We start from the raw sequence: 19,184 nt of genomic DNA on the forward strand, positions 1-19,184 counted from the left end.
AAAGGAAACGACGACTTTGACAGTGTCAGAGCAGCAAATCAGTTATTAGTTTTTCTCTTTCAATGTTCTGCCTGCCTTTATCTCCAACCAATCGTTTGACGTTTGATCGAAAGCCTGCGAATTCCCCCAAAGTGCAGGTAGCCATCCCGCACTTGGTTCGCAGGCAAAAAGGAACTGTAGATGAAGACATCCGATTTTTATCTGATTTACCCAATAGCCACCTATTATATAGTATAACTCAATTAGAACGAATATACGTTCTTAACGGAGTTTCATGCCACTTGAAGGTCGATTGTCTCATGAAAAATATCGGTAATCCCGTGTCAAAAAAGGCCATGTGACAGGCGCCTGCAATCGGCATCCATATGTTTTGTCCGGTTAACTACCGCAGACAGTCGAACGGCAAACAATGCTATGTGTAAAGTATTTCTCGGAGGGGAATGGGCATGACCGCGGGGGAATCTGGCCATTTTTGATTCCGTTAGGCAGGCGTAAAGATGCTCTTTTACTGGACGAAAAAAAGAAGATTTCTTTCTTATCCTGAATGTATACCTCCAGGCAGGTAAATACATCAGAGAATCGAGGCCTCCTCTTTGGACGATTTATTGGTGATTTGGAAAGCGGACACTGATCTGCTGACTTTTGAAGAAAAGGCGATGGACGATATGGATCGAGCGATGAGAATCAGGTGGTGCACGTTTTCCGCCTCATGGATCAAGCGCTCAACCGGCAGAAGCGCGCGGAAGGCTGGGAAGCGAACGGGAAAGCGTCACTCGCCTCTATCACGCCTTCGACGCGGAAACAGCGTGTTATGTATGCAGAAAACGATACGGATCGCCTCGCTGCTGAAACAGGTATCAAGCTGATCGACGAATCATCGTATAAACAAGTACCAGGAAGGGCCCGATTAAGGGTTTGTCACTCTGGCCTGTATTCTGGAAAAAGGTGGCTCATTTTTGGCAGAGCGCAGCCTATTTTTTGGTAAACGTGGCTTATTTTGATGACCGCCTTCAGCAATCAAAGAATCGTCTACTTAAAGTTCTTGATGCGCGTAGTAAAATAGTCCCCTTAATTCTTGACGGAAAGCTTCGAAATGAGTCAAACGGGCTCATTTTTGCCGGATAAACAGGACGTTTTCCGCATTCACAGAGTGAAATCATTTCGATAGAATTTAAGTAACTGAATGTGTAAGCGCACTCAACTTTTATCGAATAGACGGATATTTATGCGGATCAACATAACCGGTAACTGAAACACAACCGGCGAGGTATCGCTGCGGAACCAATACCTTAAAGACTTGCCAAATTGATTTCGAGATGAGAGGGGATCAACGTCATGAGTGCTTCAGGAACGATGAGCTGGATCTATCGAAGTCTGTCTCAACAGGCGGTCGAGGTTGATGATCAAATTGCACGGCTGAGGAGGGCAAAACGGGCGCTGGGAAATGAACAGCAGGCGTCTCTGGATGAGATCAGGAATCTGGTCAAGCCGGAACTGGACGGAAACTGGAAAGGCTCCCGTACCCGTTCCTTTCAGAACAGGCGGGAGGATGCTCGTGACGGGATGAAGTCGAAACTGACTGGTCGCATCGATGACTATCAACAACGGATTGATGCGGAAATCTCGCATTTGCGTACTCAGGCCGGTTTTCTGGATGCGACGCGAAGCATGGCCTACGGCGCGGAATACCTGATGCGCCAGGGGGAAGAAGCTGCGAGCGATTTCTGGGCGCAGGTCGACAAAATCAAAGGGAGGCTGTTCTGATGGGACTGATTGCACTCAACCACGGACAGGTCAGCGGTCGTCTGGATGAGGCAAAGGCTGCAGCAAACCAGCTTTCTCTTAAAGATCCGTCCGGTCGGGGATCGAATCGTCTGGCAATAACGACCGACTGGGAAAGCAAGGAAGCGATGGTGCAGCAACTCCTCACCATTTACATAGAAGGTCTCCAGAATAACATCGCTGACACGAAAGCCAACGTCGATCTGCTCAAGCGCCAGGATGAGGTGATCCGATGAGAATTAACATGATGGGGTCCGGTGGCGGTGGGGCGTCGGATACGAAAGTCTTTGAAGCCGATACACTGGTCGAAGCCGCCACAGCGCGTGCCCATGATTATCAAACGCTGAGAGGCCAGTTTGAAGCGCTTAGAGCAACTTTTCAGGGCGTGACGCAGCTTGGCAGCAGCGATTTTCAGGGGCAGGGTGCCGATGCGATCCGTTCGTTTTATGAAGCCCAGAGCCACGTTGTGGATGCCTGGCTGCGCCTGATCGACAAGCGGATTGCTTTTTTTAAAGGGATCCCCGGAATGATTGACAATAAAAATCTCGGCGGCGACACGTATGTCAACGTCCCGTTTCTCGAGGATGACCTTGTGTTCGGCAGACTCCGTTCCTCTCAGCTGATCGAGCAGCAGCAGGATGGCATCCGGAAGATTCTGAACCGCATCTCTGACCTGGTGACGATCGACGTTTTTTCCACGAAACCTGTAGAAAACAAACTGGATGAAGCCGATGATCGGCGGCAGAAGATGGTGCATGATGTCCGCAGCCTGGATCAGGAGCTGACAAGTGAATACCGGCAGCTGGACATGGACTTCCAGTATGTCGCCGCTCTTTACAGCGAGCTGATCAACGCGACGCGCGTTCGATCGCTCGGAATTGGAACTCATAATCCTGATTTTTGGACATAAATTCGGCTGCTACGCTTTTTTTCTATTAGTTTCATTTGGGGCCATCTAAGGTCTGCTCCCCCGGTTGTAAGCCGACAAACAACGTCGGCCAACATCCGGGGGCATCTCGCTTCAATCTAAAATGATCGATAACCACAGGCTGTATGTCAGCTGGTCTATGCTCCGAATCGTGCATATCAAACGATTGAAGGGCATGATGTTATTGTCAATGCCGTGTTGGACTGGAACCCGTCGTTTAAAAAAGGCGTTCCATTTTTAGAAAAAGAGGTTGGCGTTCAGCCTTTTGTTAATCAGGTGCACAAGGAAAAGGAGATGAAAATGTTTTATCGTGCTGGTTTCCGTCCTTATGGCAAGAGGGTGTCAGAACAAGAAGCAATAGCCATGTTGAAAAGCCACCTATCCATTTGTATGATAAAAAACATTGACAATTAAAATTCAGGAATACTTGGGTAACAATGAATCCTTTGGTTTTCAGAAATAAAATACTTGTGTATAATGAAGGTGCATGGAACGGAAAATAAAATCCGTTAGTGCAGCCACACTAACGGATGACAACAAAAATCGCTAAGCGATCATTACGCTGCAAGAGATCACAAAAAGTAATCCATCACAGGTAGGGAACCGGGTGGATTACTTTTTTGTTTTATCTTTAAATAACAGCATCATGATTATCAGCGTTGCAAAGGAAATCATCAAGCTGATGGCCTGATAAACCGTCATGGGCGCCACCGCCTTTCTCCCGAAGTGTCGGGTTCACCGAACACCAACAGGAACAGCAGAGCAGCGCTCCCACCCTGTTCATTTTGTTGTCTCTATCATTATAGCAAACTGGCTTCACTAGGTATATTCTTCTTTTTTGTCCGATACTGCTTCTAAAAAGCTAAGGATAAAAGGAGCGTGTCAAAATGAACGTTAAATTGAGTCAAAAGGAAGTTAACCGGTTGGCCAAAGCAGCAATCGAGCACTCCAAAAAATAGGATTTAAACTGAAAAAGAAGCCGGAGACATGATGGCCATCGCCCGCTGGAAGGAAACCAATCAACTACTCGCATATCAAATAAAAATGTCCTATGAAGAAGATGTCGTTAACGGGAATGAGTTTACGAAATCCCGGTGGTATACCTACGCATCTCTGTCGATTGGCTCTTCACTATTCACGAGAAACGCAGATAAAGCCGCCAAAGCTGGCAAATTCGCAAAAGCAGGCAAAGTCGATGAAGTGGCGTTCCTGAAGCAGCTTTCAGAAAGAATAAACGAGAAAATCAGGAACGAAGCCACGGAGTTAAAACCGGGCAGCGAGGATTACATGCTTGAAAAACAGCGGATCGCCCTGGAGGCGTTCAATAAAATCCTGAGAGACCAACAGGAAACCCCGCCGCTGTCATTCGCCGATGCCAATGGACGAATTCCGGTTAATGTGCTGAACCCGGAGTATTTCCGGGATAGGTTGGAAGGGATCGTTTATAAGTCTGATGACAGTACTGTTGGGAAAGGTGTTAACACGCCTGGAACCTCTGATAATCCTAAGAGTAATAATACGAGTGAACCAATTACATCGATTGACAAACTAAAAAACACTGATAAATTTAGAAGAGGAGCCTTGGAACATATTCTTGAAGGACAACTTAATGCACGTGGAAAAGCGGTAGGCTACCATTCTGAATCAATTCCAGACACACCTGGGAGGATTATTCCAGGGACAGAATCTGCACCAAATAAGTATGGTGTCTATAAAGCTAAGATAGAAGTTAACAATATTCCAAAGACGGCAAATGGAGGAGAATCAACCTTTTTTCCGGAGAATTGGGATGCGCAAAAAATAGTAGAATCAATTAACGAGGCATTCGAAAACAGGCAATTTATCGAAGGAACAAGAAACACTTTTATAGGTGAGTTGTCAAATGGTATGCAGATTCAAATGTATATAGACATGAAGAGCGGTAAAATAATCTCATCATTTTCAATTTATTGAATCTATATATAAATGGAGGGATATCTTTGATTCAATATGAATTCGATGAAATTACATTTGACAGCGGGAGTAAAACGTTGATTATTAAAACAAAAAATAGAGAAAAATATTTAGTTGCAACTTTTCTTATGTCTGACATCCAAGGTGGGGATCCTTCTTATGCTTTGGATAAATTCGAAGCTGTATTAGATGGAAGATTGGATTATGCAGAATTAAATGGTAATGTGTGTGGTGTTGAAATTCATAAAGATAAAACACAAATATACGATAATCTGGCTGATGATGGCAAAGGGGATTGGTGTGAAGTTAATACTAAAGATTTGAGAGATCTAATTGTTATTTGGGCTGCCAGAATTAAAAAATACAGAGAAAAAAATCCAAATTAAGTTCATACATCAGGCGAGATAGCCATTTTAGGATTGTTGAAATAGAGGGCGTCAAATAATCCTGACACACCCGGGAAACTTCCTGGTGACCATTGTTAGACGTAGCGGCCGACAAAATTGGGGGTCTCCTGTGTTGGATAACCCTGTCTCTCAATCCAGCTACGATAACTTGGTAAATATAAAAAGTTAGAGAATCAATGGGCTAAAGCAATTGAGAGTAGGAAAAAGGTTTCTGTTGATGTTTAAATTAATTACGATGGAGATAATTCAAGACCGGTAAGTATTGAGATAATTTCAGAGATTGATGGATATGTTAAGAAGACAAACTATAATGGACCCAAGAATTCGGACACGAAATGAGGATGTGTTAAGGTAGATTTATGAAGCGTAAATCATACTCAAAAGACTTCAAAGCCAAAATCGTGCTCGAAATTCTGCGGGAGGAGATGACGCTAAACGAATTGTCCTCCAGGTACGGTGCCCATGTCAATCTGTTGCGAAAATGGAAGAAGACAGCCCTGGAACAGTTGCCACAACTCTTCGACCGCCGGCAGAACGAACAGAGCCGGATGCAGGCGGCATACGAAGAAAAAATCGAAAGGCTCTATGGCGAAGTTGGCCGCCTGACCACGGAACTCTCGTGGCTTAAAAAAAATCTGGCTTCGATGATGTCTCGCGAAGGGCGAAAGGGTAAATCTCTTTCGCCTGACGAGATAACCTACATTGCTCGCTTCTCTATGTCAAGCGGTGCTCGTGCGGCATATTGATCAGGCTGTCTTCAAAAACTTGTGCTCTGCTTCCTGAGGCGTCAGATAATCGAGAGAGCTATGTATTCTACCCCTGTTGTACCAGCCTTCAATGTATTGAAAGAGAGCACGTTTTGCTTCATCGAAATCTTTATAGGTCGTCTGATGAACTTCCTCTTTCTTCAAGGTCGCATGAAAAGATTCGATGCAAGCGTTATCGTACGGGCAACCTTTTTTACTGAAGGAATGGACGATTTGTTTCTCTTGAATCGCTTTCTCAAATTCATGACTTGTATACTGGGAGCCAAGATCCGTATGCAGGATTAGACCCGGTTCAGGATTTTGATTGACACAAACGTTTTCTAAAGCCCGCAGTGCGGGCTCCGTGGTCATGCTCCGTGAAAAAGAAATAACCAACAATTTTTCGTGTACACAAGTCCATGACTGACGCCAGGTAACACCAGCCCTCTTTGATTGTGTGAATATAAGTGATATCAGCTACCCATTTTTGGTTGATTTTTGTGGCTGTAAAATCTTGAGCCAGTACATTTTTTCTGTTCTCAACCGGTCCCTGGCTCGATTGCGGACGATATTTTTTCACAATGATGGAACGCAGATTAGCTCGTCTCATAAGTCGCTGCACGCGTTTAAGGCTGACCCTGAAGCTTTCTTTTCTCAAGCGTTTCTGAATCTTGGGAGCTCCGTATATTCGTTTACTTTCTGTATGTTTACTTTCTGTATAATGGGCCTGAATGCGCTGCATCAACTCCCATTTCTCACGGGCCAGGCTGGACTCACAGGCACTACGATTATCAAATAAATATAAATAAATTTTCTAGTTTTCCAGATGGTAGAAAGTCTCAATATCCGGATATGATTTTCAAGGACAAAAGTCAAATAGGGTTGTCGTACTTTTTGAATGACGACATGACTGATATGTCACAGATTTTTTAACATATTGACCTGAAAAGTGACCGTCTCTCCAGAGGAGATCGTTCTTTTTTGATTGTTTATGGTCAGTTCCAGAGAACCTGAACGCTCAAGTTGACATTGTCCCAGACCTTGTGCAATCTTAAATCGCAGCGTTTTACCCTGAAACACAACATGAAAGGAATAGTTATTCCATTTTAAGGGGATGGATGGTCTGAGCGAAAGACCTTTTTCTGTGATCCTGATTCCGGCAAAACCAAACAGAATAGCCATCCACGATCCGCCAAGATTTGCAAGATGCAATCCATCACGTGTGTTACCCTGAATGTTATCCAGATCAATCCGTGCCGATTTTAGAAAATAGTCATACGCTTTCCGGTATTCGCCGATCCTCGCTGCCATAATACTGAAAATACAGGTTGACAGAGAAGAATCGTGTGTTGTGATTTTTTCGTAATAATGGAACGAATTTCGAATCGTTTCAATGTCGGCAGCCCCCTCAAGCAAAAAATGCGCAAGTAGCGTATCCGCCTGTTTGCATACCTGATGACGGTAAAGTGTCAGCGGATGGTAGTGAAGGAGCAGGGGGTAGTGATTATCTGGCGTGCCGGCAAAGTCCCACACGGCTTTATTCAGAAACGTGTCATCCTGTGGATTTATCTTCAAGTCTTCATCATACGGGAGATACATGGCTTGAGCCGCTCTGTCCCAACTCCTGATTTCTTCAGGTGACAGATGCAGCCTTTCTGACAAAGTGTTCAAGGTTTCCGGCGCTTTCTTTTGCAATATATGATAATATTTTACGGCAACATTTAAATTGAATTGAGCCATAGCATTTGTATAATAATTGTTGTTCACAATCGCCGTATATTCGTCAGGACCGGTGACATCGTCGATACAAAAGTGACCGTTCTGAAAATGGCCGATATCAATCCAGATCCTTGCCGTCTCAACAATCATTTCAAAACCGTATTTTTCCAGAAAATCAAGATCGCCGGTTGCTCTCATATACTGTGCATAACTGTAGGCAATATCTGCATTGATGTGGTATTGCGCCGTACCTGCCGGGAAGAATGCCGAACATTCCGTTCCGGATATGGTCCGCCAGGGAAATAAAGTACCTTGATGATGTCCCATCTCACGGGCATGCTTTCGCGCCTGATCCAGTATGGTATACCTGTATTGAAGCAGATGTCGGGCAATGTCCGGTCTGGTAAGCGTAAAAAAAGGAACAGTGAAAATTTCCGTATCCCAGAAATAATGACCTTCGTAACCTTCTCCAGACAGTCCCTTCGCGGCGATACTGCTGAATGGATCACGACCGGCAGACTGCAACAAATGGAACAGATTGAAACGAATGCCTTCCTGAATTGCGGGATCCCCGTCGATCATCACATCAGAGATCGACCAGAAGGCATCAAGAAAACGCTTCTGCTCCTTCAGAAGTTCGGAGAAAGACAGAACGTCAATCTTCTGATGGAGATTGACCCCTGTCCGTTCAGTTTGAGACCCGTGCCTCAGGGAATCGGTATAAATGTTTTTTTTTACAGCAGTCACCGGCTTATTTAACAGAAAAGTGATGGAGGTCTCCACGCTGCTTTTCCTGATCCAGATGTTCCGCGTGCAGGGAACAGATAATCGGATAGAACTGACACAGGATACATCCAGATTCGACATAGAAGTGCGATCCGAAACGATACTCAGATCATCCAAAGTCCGGCAGTCCGTCACTGAGAGTTTCGCCTCATCAGCCGAACCGACACGTGCATCATGATGATCCGAAAAATTTTCTATTTTGCCATTAATGGATGACATAAGCGTGACTTTTCCATGAAAATTGACCGGCTCAATATGCAGTTCGACAGCGAACAGCTCACGGTGCGAAAATGAGACAAGCCGGCGAAAAGTGAGGATAAGCTCCCTTCCATGTGGCGAACGCCAGTGGATCAGGCGTTCAGAATATCCCGCATCCAGGTGAAGGGTACGCTCAAATCGAATAATCTTTCCTGTGAACAGGGAGAACGGTTCAGAGTCCTCACCAAAATATAGCTGCATGCTTTGGGAATCAATGACATTCATCATTTTTTGTTTGGTCTGCGGGTAACCGTAAGCCCTTTCTCCGTAATGGATCGGGACGATATCATAAAAGGCGTTGATATATGTTCCACGGATCGACCGAATCTCATCCGGACAGGCTTCTTCAAAATTTCCTCTGACCCCGAGATAGCCGTTTGCAAGAGAAAACAGAGATTCATTGACCGGTAACTGTTCCCTGGACAGGTCATTATTGCTGTAGATCCAGCTCAATTTATCTCATCTCACTTTTTGATTATTCTTTCACTCCGCCACTCGTCAGTCCGGATACAATTCTCTTCTGAAAAAGGAGAACGATAATGAGTGTCGGCAGGGTAACAATCACCGTTGCAGCAGACACTTCACTCCAGAGGATCTGAAACTGTGTACGAAGAAAAGAGACGGCTACCGGAACGGTCTGATAACTGGCATTAGAGTTCAATGTAATCGTCAGTAAAAATTCATTCCAGGCAGCGATAAAAACAATAATGGCCGTTGTAAAAACCCCGGGAGCAGCAAGTGGAAAGACAATTTTATACAAGATCTGAAATGGCGTTGCACCATCTACTTTCGCTGATTCCTCCAGTGCAATCGGAATCTGGTTAAAATGGGTAACGAGAATCCAGACGGCAATCGGCAACGTAATCGTAGAGTAGGGGAGTACAACGGCATAGCTGTTTGTCAAGTGAAGATTCATAAACAGGTTATACATCGGTCCTGCCATAATCATCTGCGGAAACATGGAAACAGCGAGAATCAGACCAAGAAGTACGTTTTTCCCCCAGAAATGGAAGCGAGAAATAGCATAAGCAGCCAGTGTGGCGATGACGATGATATATACAGTAGTCGTTGTTGCGACAATTAAACTGTTCTTTACAGAATTGAGGATGCCTTTATTGAACAGGACTTCTCTATAGGCGTCCCAGGTTGGATGATCTGCAATGAGGCTGTATGCACCGGCACCGAATATTTCCCCGTTGGGTTTGAACGACGTGATCAGAATCCAGAAGAAAGGAAAGATCATGCCGAACAGAAAAACAAGGATCACTGCAGCACCGAGAAAGTTCCATTTATGCTTTGTTTTTGCCACGATAATCACCCCCTAATTTTTATCCATGAGATTAGTACCAAGAATTTTGACAAAAAGGATGGCAATGATGGCGACACAGATAAACATAACCATAACAATGACGGAACCATACCCGAAATTGGTCTGGCCGAACATCGTTTTATAGGAGTAAAGAGACAGTGTCTCCGTCGCGCCGCCCGGTCCTCCGTTTGTCAGAACATAAACCAGGTCGAATACCCGAAATGCATCCAGTGTGCGAAAGAGCAGGGCAACAAGAATGGCCGGTTTCAACATCGGCAGGGTAATCCTGAAGAATGTCTGGACTTTGTTTGCTCCGTCGATTTCAGAAGCTTCGTAAACGTCCTTTGGAATGGTATGCAACCCGGCGAGCAGCAGGATCGCCATGTAGGGTGTCGTTTTCCAGATATCGGCGATGATTGTTGCAATCATGGCTCCGGTTCCTGAAAGCAGAAGATCACTTGCATCAGAAATCAGTCCAATCGATTCAAAAACATGGGCCACAATTCCGCTGCTCCCGTCATAAAGATAGCTCCACATCAGAGCAGCAACCGCGGTCGGGATGGCCCAGGGGATCAGTGAAGTGGTTCGAATAAATCCCTGACCGCGTATCGCTTTATTCATAATCATCGCAAGGGCAAGACCGAGAACAAATTCAAAAAGCACCGAAATGAACGTGAAAATAGTGGTATTCCACAGTGTCATGCTGAGTCGCCGGTCGGTGAATGCCTTCGCGTAACCTTTGAAGCCAATGAAATTGGATTCAATAAAACTGCGATCATAATCTCTGACGATCTTGATCAGGTTCTTCCCGTTTTTTGTATGATACTCTTCATTTAATGCCTGTACGGTTGTAGCGGCGTTCCGGGAAAGTCCTTTCAGCTGGCTCTTCTCCTCACCGCTGATTTTCTGAACACCGTCTCTACCTTTAAATGTCAAGGCGGCCTGATCTACTTCTTTAAGCAGCTGATCAGCTTTGGATTGATCACGAGGGTCAGTAATCTGATCCATGTCTTCAGAAAGAAACAGCTTAACATAGGTCTGCGTCTCATCAAATAACTCGAAGTTGTATCTGTCGCTGAGATACAGTCCTGACTTCTGCTGGTCATTGAGCCGATAATCGAAAAAAGTATAGACAAAGGATTGAAGAATCGGCCAGAGTGAGAAGATGGCGATCAGGAGAACGGTCGGGAAAATAAACAGGAAGGTTTGCACTCCTGTTTTTTTCATTTTAAACACCTCCATGTCAAGAAATTTATGGCCGGACTCTCTAAAAATAAGAGGCTCTAATTACGATTAGAGCCTCGCAGGAAATGTTTCAGTGTGAAGATTTACTGATCAAGCGCATCCTGAATCGTCTGCACTGCTCCGTCAATATCCTTACCGCTGCTCAGATATTTATGGGCAGCGATCTGTATGGCATCAGACAGTTTATTATAATCAGCTGTAACTGGGCGGGCAATGGTATTGGACAGGGCTTTCCGGAATCCAGGCATAGCCAGCAGTTCGTTACTTTTCAGAACGGTGTCGTCTTTCAGCAAAGCATTATAACCCGGCAGGTATCCGCCCTCAGTTGTCATGATCTTCTGGCCTTCCTCACCGGCAACGAATTGAACAAATTCCCACGCGCCATCAAGATGTTCTGACTTCTTGTTCAAGCCCAGCAGCCATCCGCCGACAGTCCCTCCGTTCGGAAGAGGGGCAATACCAACCTGATCCAGCTGGATATTGACACCTTCATCCTGTGCTTTTACGGTACCATACTGAAATGGCCAGTTGCGGGCAAAAACAGTATTGCCCTGAACGAAACTTGTCGCCGTCTCGGCTTCCATGTAATTCAACAGATCTCCTGGTGCCGAAGCAGCCTTTGTGAAGCCATACATGGTCTGAAGCCCGCCCTTAATATCTTTATAGGAATTGGAAAATTCGGTCAGGTTTACGGTCAGGCCTTCGTATTGTTTTGATTGATAAACGAACCCGTTCTTGGTTCCGCCTTTACCCGCGTATTTGTCAGCAAGTTTTCCGAGATCTTCGTAGGTATAGTCACCGTTTTCAAGCTTTGCTGCATCTTCTTTACTGACAATGTCTTTTCTGAAATAGAGGAGCCCGACATCGGGGAAGAAGGGAAGTGTGTACTGTTTCCCTTCATAATTTCCTGAAGTCATCGAACCGGCATTAAAATCATCCTTGTTCAGACCGGCTTTGACCATTAATTGATCAATAGGTTCCAGATAGCCGGCACCTGCGAATTCTCCTGCCCAGACAACATCCATGGAGATCATGTCATACTCATCAGAACCACTGGAGAGCGAAGTGAGCAACTGATCGTGCATCTGAGCCGAATCATTGGTCATCTGCACCCATTTCACTTTGTATTTATCAGATTGTTTATTAAAAGCCTTAATGACTTCCTTTGTTGCCGGAGTATTATCACTTTGCGCTGCAAATGTAAGTGTGATTTTCTTAGAAGGCTGTGAATCACTTGACCCGGAACCCTCATTTCCGCAGGCAGCCAAAATTCCGGTCAATAGTGTAAGCGCTGTCATAATAGTGATGACCTTTTTCAGCATGTAAAATTCCTCCCTGTTTCATAATTGTTACTATACAAGATAACTTGTTATATATCACACTTTGATTTTACTGTTAGGGGTAGTAGAATGATATTAGATCCTTTAGACATTTTATAAAATAATTAGAGGTGAAGGGGGGGATCGATTATGAAGCAATCATCCATTGATCCGGAGATCGTACAACGGTTCCTGTCTCGAAAAATTCACCATCAACGTGAATATTTCATGCATCCGCCTTATGTTATAGAGAAGCGGCTTTTCAATTCAATAATTGCTGCTAATTGTGAAAGCGCTGTCACCTGTCTTGATAAAATTAACACGCTTGAGCGTGCTGTCCTTGCCGAGGAACCTGTCCGCTCACTGAAAAACTCACTGATCTGTTCCTGTACACTGATGACTCGTGCGGCTATTGAAGGCGGTATGCCGCCGGAAGTCGCCTTTAATTTGAGCGATGCTTATATTCAGGAGATTGAACGGAAAGAAAAAATGACTGATCTCTCTCTCCTTGAATATACCATGCTCGAAGGCTTTATCAGAAAGTTAAAAGAAGCTCGGAGATCGTCCCGCCATTACAGTCATGCGGTACACCTTGCTATTGAATATATTCAGGAAAATAGTCTCCAGGACTTCTCACTGGAGAATCTGGCCAACCATGTTTACCTTAATCCTGCTTACCTGTCACATTTGTTTAAAAAAGAAGTTGGGACCTCAATAACCGATTTTATAAACCGTGTGAAAACACGGGAATCCGTCTATTTTCTCCTGCACACGAACAACAGTATATCTGAAGTTGCTCTGTTGTTTCATTTCTGTAACCAGAGTTATTACACGACCGTCTTCAAGAAATACTTCGGGATGACGCCTTCGCAATTTCGCAAGCAGCGGGGCGAAGAGGGGCGGCAGAAAACAGATCTGGATGATTTTTCATTGATTTGAAGCGATGTCTGGAAACGAGATTCAACTGAATCCCGGTCGTGAGATTGGCTCGATCAGCTCCGGCCCGTTATTTTTTGTTGAGTTCATGTCTTTCGATACTTCATAAGCTTCAAGCTGTTCCGACTGAAAAGGACGGAGCAGGTGACTCAGTGCCTGTGTATCCCGGTTCGACGGATCGATCCATGACTGTTCTTCTTCTTTTCTGAGAATCACCGGCATTCTGTCGTGGATAGGTGCCATCAGTTCGTTCGCCTTTGTTGTAATAATGGTACAGGAATGTATCTTGTTTCCTTCATGAGAAAGCCAGGTTTCCCAGAGACCGGCCATGGCAAACAGTTCTCCGGATTTCATCCGGATCCGCACCGGCGTTTTTGTCTTTTCATGGTTCTCAAGATGTTTCCATTCATAGAAACTGTCAGCGACAATCAGACACCGTTTCTGCTGAAAGGCACGGCGAAAGCTCGGTTTCCCGGCAACTGTTTCAGCACGGGCATTAATTAACCGGTAGCCCATTTTTTCATCTTTTGCCCAGGGTGGAATCAGCCCCCAACGAAGATAGCCGAGCCGGTTGTCTTTCCCGTCATTGATAACAGCAAGAACCTGCTGGCCCGGTGCCACATTATAATTCGGTGCATACTCTGTCTTCTGTATATGCTTTACTGCATTGAAACGTGTGATAATCATAACAAAAGGAGCAATAAGCGTATAGCGCCCGCACATGGTTTAAAACCTCCCGAAATGGATTCGTTTATTCATGTCGAACAATGATTTTTCGCATAATAGTTCCCCAAAGATTGACATTTTCTTCAATCGTCAGCCCTGCCCGCCGGATATTGAGCAGTGTCCGGCGATTGATGTTCGCCCCCCAGAGTCGAACGGTAAGCGGGTTCAGGAGATCCATGAGCTTACCGACACCTGGTTTTTCACTGCGCATATGTTCCAGCATCAGCAGCCTGCCGCCGGGTTTCAAAACCCGGCCAATCTCGCGCAGGCCACGGACCGGATCCGGTACCGAACAGAAAACACAGGTTGATACAACATAATCAAAACTGTTATCAGGGAAGTCCATCTGCTGAATATCCATTTTTTTCAATTGAAAGCGTTCCCTGTTGTCCAAAGTGTTCAGCTTCTTTTCTGCCTGCTTCAGCATGCCACAACTGAAATCAATACCCGTGACCTGGGCGTCCTTCGGATAGAAGGGGAGGTTCAGGCCAGTCCCTGCACCTGCTTCAAGGACACAGCCGTGGACGTGGCTGACCAGCTCTCGACGCCAGTCCGTTTTGATCATATGATCCATCAAATTATAGATTCCCGATACACGGTTGTATCTTTTTGCAATGACTTGATTCCTGTTTTGCATACGATACTCACTTCCAATTTTATCATTATAGCACAGCAGAATGAACAGTCAGAACATTATAGTATGGTTTTCACTTGCAGGAGTAGTATGATCCCGGAGCGAAGATGGGCAGGGCAAACAGCATCAGCCTGTTTTCTCCTGAAAAAGAATCTCGGAGCATTCTGGCGCATTGTTCAGGTATGTCATGACGTTCATTGTATCGCCTGCTCCAATCGTTTTTATTACTTATTATATTCGTTATAACATGTAAAACTCGTATTAAAAATAGTCAGCGACATTCAGGCAAATTATTGTCTTGTCTGAATATTAGTATATTCTTGAAAAAGATATCAAAGTTGACAGAATTAACAGTAAAAATTATAATAAATATATTGATTGCGCTTACTGCAACTCATCATAAAGGAGTGGTGATGTTATTTTACCCAAAGAGGAAATTGCTTTAAGTTGTGTTCTTGTCGTCGAAAGCCCGACTGAGCCTTCGTTTTCCATCCGCTCATTAATCTGCCGAACACCCGTAATGATTAAGACACCTGCAATTCAGTCACATGTGAAGCGTCGCCATTTTATTTCCGTTATCGATCCACCATTTTTATTTAAACCAGGTTACAGATCTGTCAGTGGAGAAGCAGCCGATCTCAGAACAGAGGGAAGGAGGCTTCTCCATGAAGGATAAATCACGATCCTCAAATGCTTTTCTCCGTTTTATTACCATTGTCTCCACATTTGGCGGGCTGCTGTTTGGTTATGACACCGGTGTGATAAATGGTGCACTGCCATATATGTCACAAAAGGACCAGCTGAATCTCAGCCCGCTGCTGACCGGTCTTGTTACAAGTTCACTTCTTCTTGGAGCAGCATTCGGCGCACTGTCCGGCGGCAGGCTGGCTGACCGGTTTGGCCGACGTAAAACGATAATGGGTCTTGCCGTTCTTTTTTTTATCACAACACTGGGATGTACCTTTTCACCGGATGCCACATGGATGATCATATTCCGCGTCCTGCTTGGACTCGCTGTCGGAGGAGCGTCTGTAACTGTACCTGCATATCTTGCGGAAATGTCTCCTGCAAACCGGCGGGGAAGAATAGTCACTCAGAATGAATTAATGATCGTGACCGGACAGCTGCTCGCTTTTACAGTTAACGCCATTCTTGGGAATGTGGGCGGAGAGCATGCACACATCTGGCGTTATATGCTTGTGGTCGCGACACTTCCTGCTGTGATTCTCTGGTTCGGCATGCTGATCGTTCCGGAAAGCCCGCGTTGGCTTACGTCAAAGGGAAAGGTTGCAGATGCGCTGCGCGTATTGCATCAAATCCGTGAAAAACAGTATGCCAGGTCCGAACTGAATGAAATTCGTGCTTCACTGCATGCGGCCTCAGAAGATAAAAAAGTCACCTCAAAAGACTTCCTGGTTCCCTGGATCCGCCGTCTGCTTCTGATCGGAATCGGAATCGGAGTTGTTCAGCAAATCACAGGAGTCAATTCAATTATGTATTATGGAACGGAAATTCTTAAAGACGCGGGTTTCGGTACAGAAGCGGCGTTAATCGGCAATATAGCAAATGGAGTGATTTCGGTTCTCGCCACTTTTGTCGGTATCTGGCTGCTCGGCCGGGTCGGACGCCGGCCCATGCTTCTGACCGGGGTGATCGGGACAACGTCTGTTCTTTTCCTGATCGGCATCTTTGTGTTTTTACTTCAGGGCACATCCGTATTGCCTTATATAGTGTTGACACTCACTGTAACCTTTCTGGCTTTCCAGCAGGGCGCTGTGTCACCGGTTACCTGGCTGATGCTGTCGGAGATCTTTCCGCTCCGGCTCCGGGGAGCTGCAATGGGTATCAGCGTGTTCTGCAGCTGGATCACTAACTTTTTTGTTGGATTCAGTTTCCCAATTTTGCTTCATGCCATTGGCTTGTCTCTCACTTTCTTTGTCTTTGTCATCTTTGGAGTTTGCGCTATCACGTTTGTCAAAATATGTCTTCCGGAAACGAGCGGACATTCACTTGAACAACTTGAATTCCAGTTTCGACATCATCATCCTGAGTCGAAAAAAGCAGCATCGTCGGGTATATCCCATGATGTGTAACAGAATTTAGCATTAGCCTGATTGTGCCGGATACTGAAAAAACAGAACATCATCCATAAGCATTTCGCGGGGGATCAGATGCCCTGCTTTTTTTGTGTTTTAAGAAAGTAAAAAATTGGACGGAAAAAGGTATGAGAAAACTCTCCGGAGCCAGGACTTCAGGCGCAGGATGGGTCCTGGTTGCCGTTACACAATAATCCATAGGATTTTTATACTTTCCATCCGTGCTCGTTAAAAAATATGAGTTATTTCCACGAACTGGAGTAGAAATATGATACGATACATACGTAAACGATATCGGCAATGAAGTACCGGACTTCCGGGAATCCGGCTGACCCTTTAGACAAGCTGTCAGAAGGTTATCGCTATTTACAAGGACCTGGTTCTGAGCCGGTTTTGCAGCACCTTATTGTTATATGAGATGAGTCAATAAAGCGCTTCAGTACTCATCGGGAAAAGGATGATTCGTGATTATGGATCAATTGATCATTGCCACAAGCATAGTCTGTCTTGCGGGACTGTGCTTTCTGATAAGTAAACTGAATCAGTTGTGGATCGTCTATCGGTTCAAACATCATAGAAAACGCTATATCAGATCACTGAGAGGGTCCTTTTCGATCAAAGCAGCGCACCTTTATCTTTATTCCATTTATCTTTTTGCAAACGCGAAAACGGATGTGAATCTCAGAATGCGAATCATCCGGCGAGAAATGGATAAAGCTGATTTTCTTTTTCTTCCCGTCAATGAGCATAAGGATTATACACGAATAGATTATCTGGAGGACAGGCTAAGAAGACAGCTGAATCAGGCAAAAAGAACAATCTTTCCATTTGCTGCAGTTGTCCTGTCTGCGATAGCTGTCGTCATTGCCTCATTAAGAAGTCCTGATTCGCTCCCTGACGCCTTTGAGACAGCCATATTAACGGTACTCATTATTTTGATCAGTGTCTGCCTGGTTCAATACGCCATCATGAACAGAAGACAGAAAGTGCTGTCCATTATCGTTGATATGAGGAAACTGCAGAATTAATGATGAAAAAAATGAACGAGCTTCATCCTTCATGCTGACCGGAGCAAGAAATACGCTGCTCCTGCGGGAAGCCGGGTCAGAATCGACCTCTCAGTAAAGACGTGAGCGGGGAGGCTTACGGAAAGCGGACCCTATAAGGAGCAGAAATCAGAAATCAATCATCAAACTCACAAAGCTGCTGTCTTATGAAAAGAGGTTCTTAACTGAATGAAAAAGTGATAACGTGAACAAGCTATTCTGCAGGTAATTGATAAATGCAGAGCAGTTTGTTCTTTTTTATTCAAAATTCAAAAAACATAATAGGCTAAGTTCTGTTACAATAGTAAGAGAAACATTTTTTTATTTCAGATACTTTTTATGTAAAATTATTTTATTACGGAGGTTGACTGTATGTCGGAGAGCTTGGAGAACAAGCATCACTGGTTGGAAATTTTTTTAAAATCGATTTTTTCATTTATAGGAGTTGCTATCCTGGCACTTGGCGCAACTCTATGCAAAGTGGGCAATATCGGCCTTGACCCTTTTACTGCTGTAAATATAGGTATTTCACATAAACTGAACATGAGTTTGGGATTGTATCAGCTGATTGCAAACGCCTTTATCATGATCTTCGTGATTTTACTGGATCGTAAGAAGATTGGTATCGGTACGGTAATTAACATGGTGGGAGCGGGATTCATGATCGACTGGTTTTCCGGATTATACAGTTCCATCTTTCATTTTGAGCCTTCCATGCTGACAAGTGTTGTGAACGGAATTCTCGGTCTGCTTTTATTCACTCTGGGTACGTCCCTGTATATGAGCACGAATCTCGGAGTTGCCCCTTATGACGCTCTCGCCCCAATTGCTTCAACCCGTCTTCATATCAAGTATCGTTTCTGCCGTGTTGCTCAGGATATCGGATTTATGGTGGCAGCACTGTTTTTCGGAGGCCCGATTGGTCTTGCCACGATTATTATTTCATTCTTTGCCGGTCCGCTGATCACTTTCTGGGATAAATCTCTCAGCGATCGTCTGATATCAGGACTAGTCGAATTCAGTAAACAGCCATCTGGCAAGTCCATTGGTCACGGGGTCACCGGGGCAGGGAGATTCACGTATGGTATTGTCAAAAAAAGTTATAATCAGACGCTTGAGATTCAGGAAAAACTGTCCCAGTATACGGATCTCCAATTGCAGCTGAAGCAGGAACAGGCACGACAGGATTTAGAAGATGCCAGGAAACTGGTCATCAATTCCCGAAAAATGTATGGGATGCTTAAAAGAGAAGAGGAAAGACGCGCGAAGGACGATAACTCAGACGGTGACTAAT

Annotated in this window: 18 protein-coding genes and 1 pseudogene; 11 read left to right on the forward strand and 8 right to left on the reverse strand. The window is 44.8% G+C overall.

The features are described from left to right. Positions 1-608: 608 nt before the first annotated feature. The 4 genes from EWH91_RS05385 to EWH91_RS05400 all read left to right on the forward strand — a co-directional run bounded on the left by EWH91_RS05385 (position 609) and on the right by EWH91_RS05400 (position 2,692). Entirely contained in the window at positions 609-866 is a 258-nt protein-coding gene (locus EWH91_RS05385) for a hypothetical protein (protein WP_129929002.1), read from the forward strand. A gap of 469 nt (positions 867-1,335) precedes the next feature. Continuing rightward, positions 1,336-1,764 carry a YwqH-like family protein gene (locus tag EWH91_RS05390; protein ID WP_129929003.1) on the forward strand — a complete coding sequence of 143 codons (429 nt, stop codon included), beginning with the start codon at positions 1,336-1,338 and terminating at the stop codon, positions 1,762-1,764. Beyond that, positions 1,764-2,018 carry a DUF5344 family protein gene (locus tag EWH91_RS05395; protein ID WP_129929004.1) on the forward strand — a complete coding sequence of 85 codons (255 nt, stop codon included), beginning with the start codon at positions 1,764-1,766 and terminating at the stop codon, positions 2,016-2,018. Before EWH91_RS05390 ends, EWH91_RS05395 begins: the two co-directional genes overlap by 1 nt. Next, positions 2,015-2,692, forward strand: a complete 678-nt coding sequence (locus EWH91_RS05400) for an LXG domain-containing protein (protein ID WP_129929005.1) — start codon at positions 2,015-2,017, stop codon at positions 2,690-2,692. Before EWH91_RS05395 ends, EWH91_RS05400 begins: the two co-directional genes overlap by 4 nt. A gap of 630 nt (positions 2,693-3,322) precedes the next feature. On the opposite strand, the gene EWH91_RS14980 is transcribed toward EWH91_RS05400, so the two are convergent. After that, a complete protein-coding gene (locus tag EWH91_RS14980) occupies positions 3,323-3,412 on the reverse strand; it encodes a putative holin-like toxin (RefSeq protein WP_369122696.1) in 90 nt (29 codons plus the stop codon). A 285-nt stretch (positions 3,413-3,697) separates the two neighbouring features. On the opposite strand from EWH91_RS14980, the gene EWH91_RS05405 reads away from it, so the two are divergent. From EWH91_RS05405 to EWH91_RS05415, 3 genes are all read left to right on the forward strand, one after another. Further along, positions 3,698-4,663: an EndoU domain-containing protein gene (locus EWH91_RS05405; protein WP_129929006.1), complete on the forward strand. Its 966-nt coding sequence runs from the start codon at positions 3,698-3,700 to the stop codon at positions 4,661-4,663. A gap of 26 nt (positions 4,664-4,689) precedes the next feature. Further along, the gene (locus tag EWH91_RS05410; protein ID WP_240697264.1) at positions 4,690-5,049 is read left to right on the forward strand and encodes a hypothetical protein; all 360 of its coding nucleotides are present in this window, start codon (positions 4,690-4,692) and stop codon (positions 5,047-5,049) included. 380 nt (positions 5,050-5,429) lie between these two features. Next, a complete protein-coding gene (locus EWH91_RS05415; RefSeq protein ID WP_129929007.1) occupies positions 5,430-5,816 on the forward strand; it encodes a transposase in 387 nt (128 codons plus the stop codon). Here the strand turns inward: EWH91_RS05415 and EWH91_RS14725 are convergent. The 5 genes and pseudogenes from EWH91_RS14725 to EWH91_RS05445 all read right to left on the reverse strand — a co-directional run. Next, positions 5,817-6,612: pseudogene (locus tag EWH91_RS14725) on the reverse strand (IS3 family transposase); the annotation flags it as partial. 122 nt (positions 6,613-6,734) lie between these two features. Then, positions 6,735-9,032, reverse strand: coding sequence for a glycoside hydrolase family 65 protein (locus EWH91_RS05430; RefSeq protein WP_129929010.1), 2,298 nt, complete (start codon positions 9,030-9,032; stop codon positions 6,735-6,737). 22 nt (positions 9,033-9,054) lie between these two features. Next, positions 9,055-9,822, reverse strand: coding sequence for a carbohydrate ABC transporter permease (locus tag EWH91_RS05435; RefSeq protein WP_206184294.1), 768 nt, complete (start codon positions 9,820-9,822; stop codon positions 9,055-9,057). Positions 9,823-9,900: 78 nt separating this feature from the next. Next, complete coding sequence (locus tag EWH91_RS05440) at positions 9,901-11,115, reverse strand: carbohydrate ABC transporter permease (RefSeq protein ID WP_129929012.1); 1,215 nt, start codon at positions 11,113-11,115, stop codon at positions 9,901-9,903. A gap of 101 nt (positions 11,116-11,216) precedes the next feature. Next, positions 11,217-12,455 carry an extracellular solute-binding protein gene (locus tag EWH91_RS05445; protein WP_129929013.1) on the reverse strand — a complete coding sequence of 413 codons (1,239 nt, stop codon included), beginning with the start codon at positions 12,453-12,455 and terminating at the stop codon, positions 11,217-11,219. A gap of 147 nt (positions 12,456-12,602) precedes the next feature. Between EWH91_RS05445 and EWH91_RS05450 the strand changes: the two genes are divergently transcribed. Beyond that, a complete protein-coding gene (locus EWH91_RS05450) occupies positions 12,603-13,391 on the forward strand; it encodes a helix-turn-helix transcriptional regulator (protein ID WP_129929014.1) in 789 nt (262 codons plus the stop codon). A 21-nt stretch (positions 13,392-13,412) separates the two neighbouring features. Here the strand turns inward: EWH91_RS05450 and EWH91_RS05455 are convergent, their stop codons facing one another. Together EWH91_RS05455 and EWH91_RS05460 are read right to left on the reverse strand one after the other, a co-directional pair. Next, the gene (locus tag EWH91_RS05455; RefSeq protein WP_129929015.1) at positions 13,413-14,111 is read right to left on the reverse strand and encodes an SOS response-associated peptidase; all 699 of its coding nucleotides are present in this window, start codon (positions 14,109-14,111) and stop codon (positions 13,413-13,415) included. A 28-nt stretch (positions 14,112-14,139) separates the two neighbouring features. Beyond that, complete coding sequence (locus EWH91_RS05460; protein WP_129929016.1) at positions 14,140-14,751, reverse strand: class I SAM-dependent methyltransferase; 612 nt, start codon at positions 14,749-14,751, stop codon at positions 14,140-14,142. Positions 14,752-15,413: 662 nt separating this feature from the next. Between EWH91_RS05460 and EWH91_RS05465 the strand changes: the two genes are divergently transcribed. The 3 genes from EWH91_RS05465 to EWH91_RS05475 all read left to right on the forward strand — a co-directional run bounded on the left by EWH91_RS05465 (position 15,414) and on the right by EWH91_RS05475 (position 19,183). Beyond that, positions 15,414-16,841 (forward strand): sugar porter family MFS transporter, encoded by a 1,428-nt coding sequence (locus EWH91_RS05465; protein WP_129929017.1) that lies wholly within the window; start codon positions 15,414-15,416, stop codon positions 16,839-16,841. Positions 16,842-17,314: 473 nt separating this feature from the next. Next, the gene (locus tag EWH91_RS05470; protein WP_129929018.1) at positions 17,315-17,872 is read left to right on the forward strand and encodes a hypothetical protein; all 558 of its coding nucleotides are present in this window, start codon (positions 17,315-17,317) and stop codon (positions 17,870-17,872) included. A 390-nt stretch (positions 17,873-18,262) separates the two neighbouring features. Beyond that, positions 18,263-19,183 (forward strand): YczE/YyaS/YitT family protein, encoded by a 921-nt coding sequence (locus EWH91_RS05475; RefSeq protein ID WP_129929019.1) that lies wholly within the window; start codon positions 18,263-18,265, stop codon positions 19,181-19,183. The last annotated feature ends 1 nt before the right edge of the window (position 19,184 follow it).

Source organism: Sporolactobacillus sp. THM19-2 (assembly GCF_004153195.1).
Lineage (GTDB): Bacteria > Bacillota > Bacilli > Bacillales > Sporolactobacillaceae > Sporolactobacillus.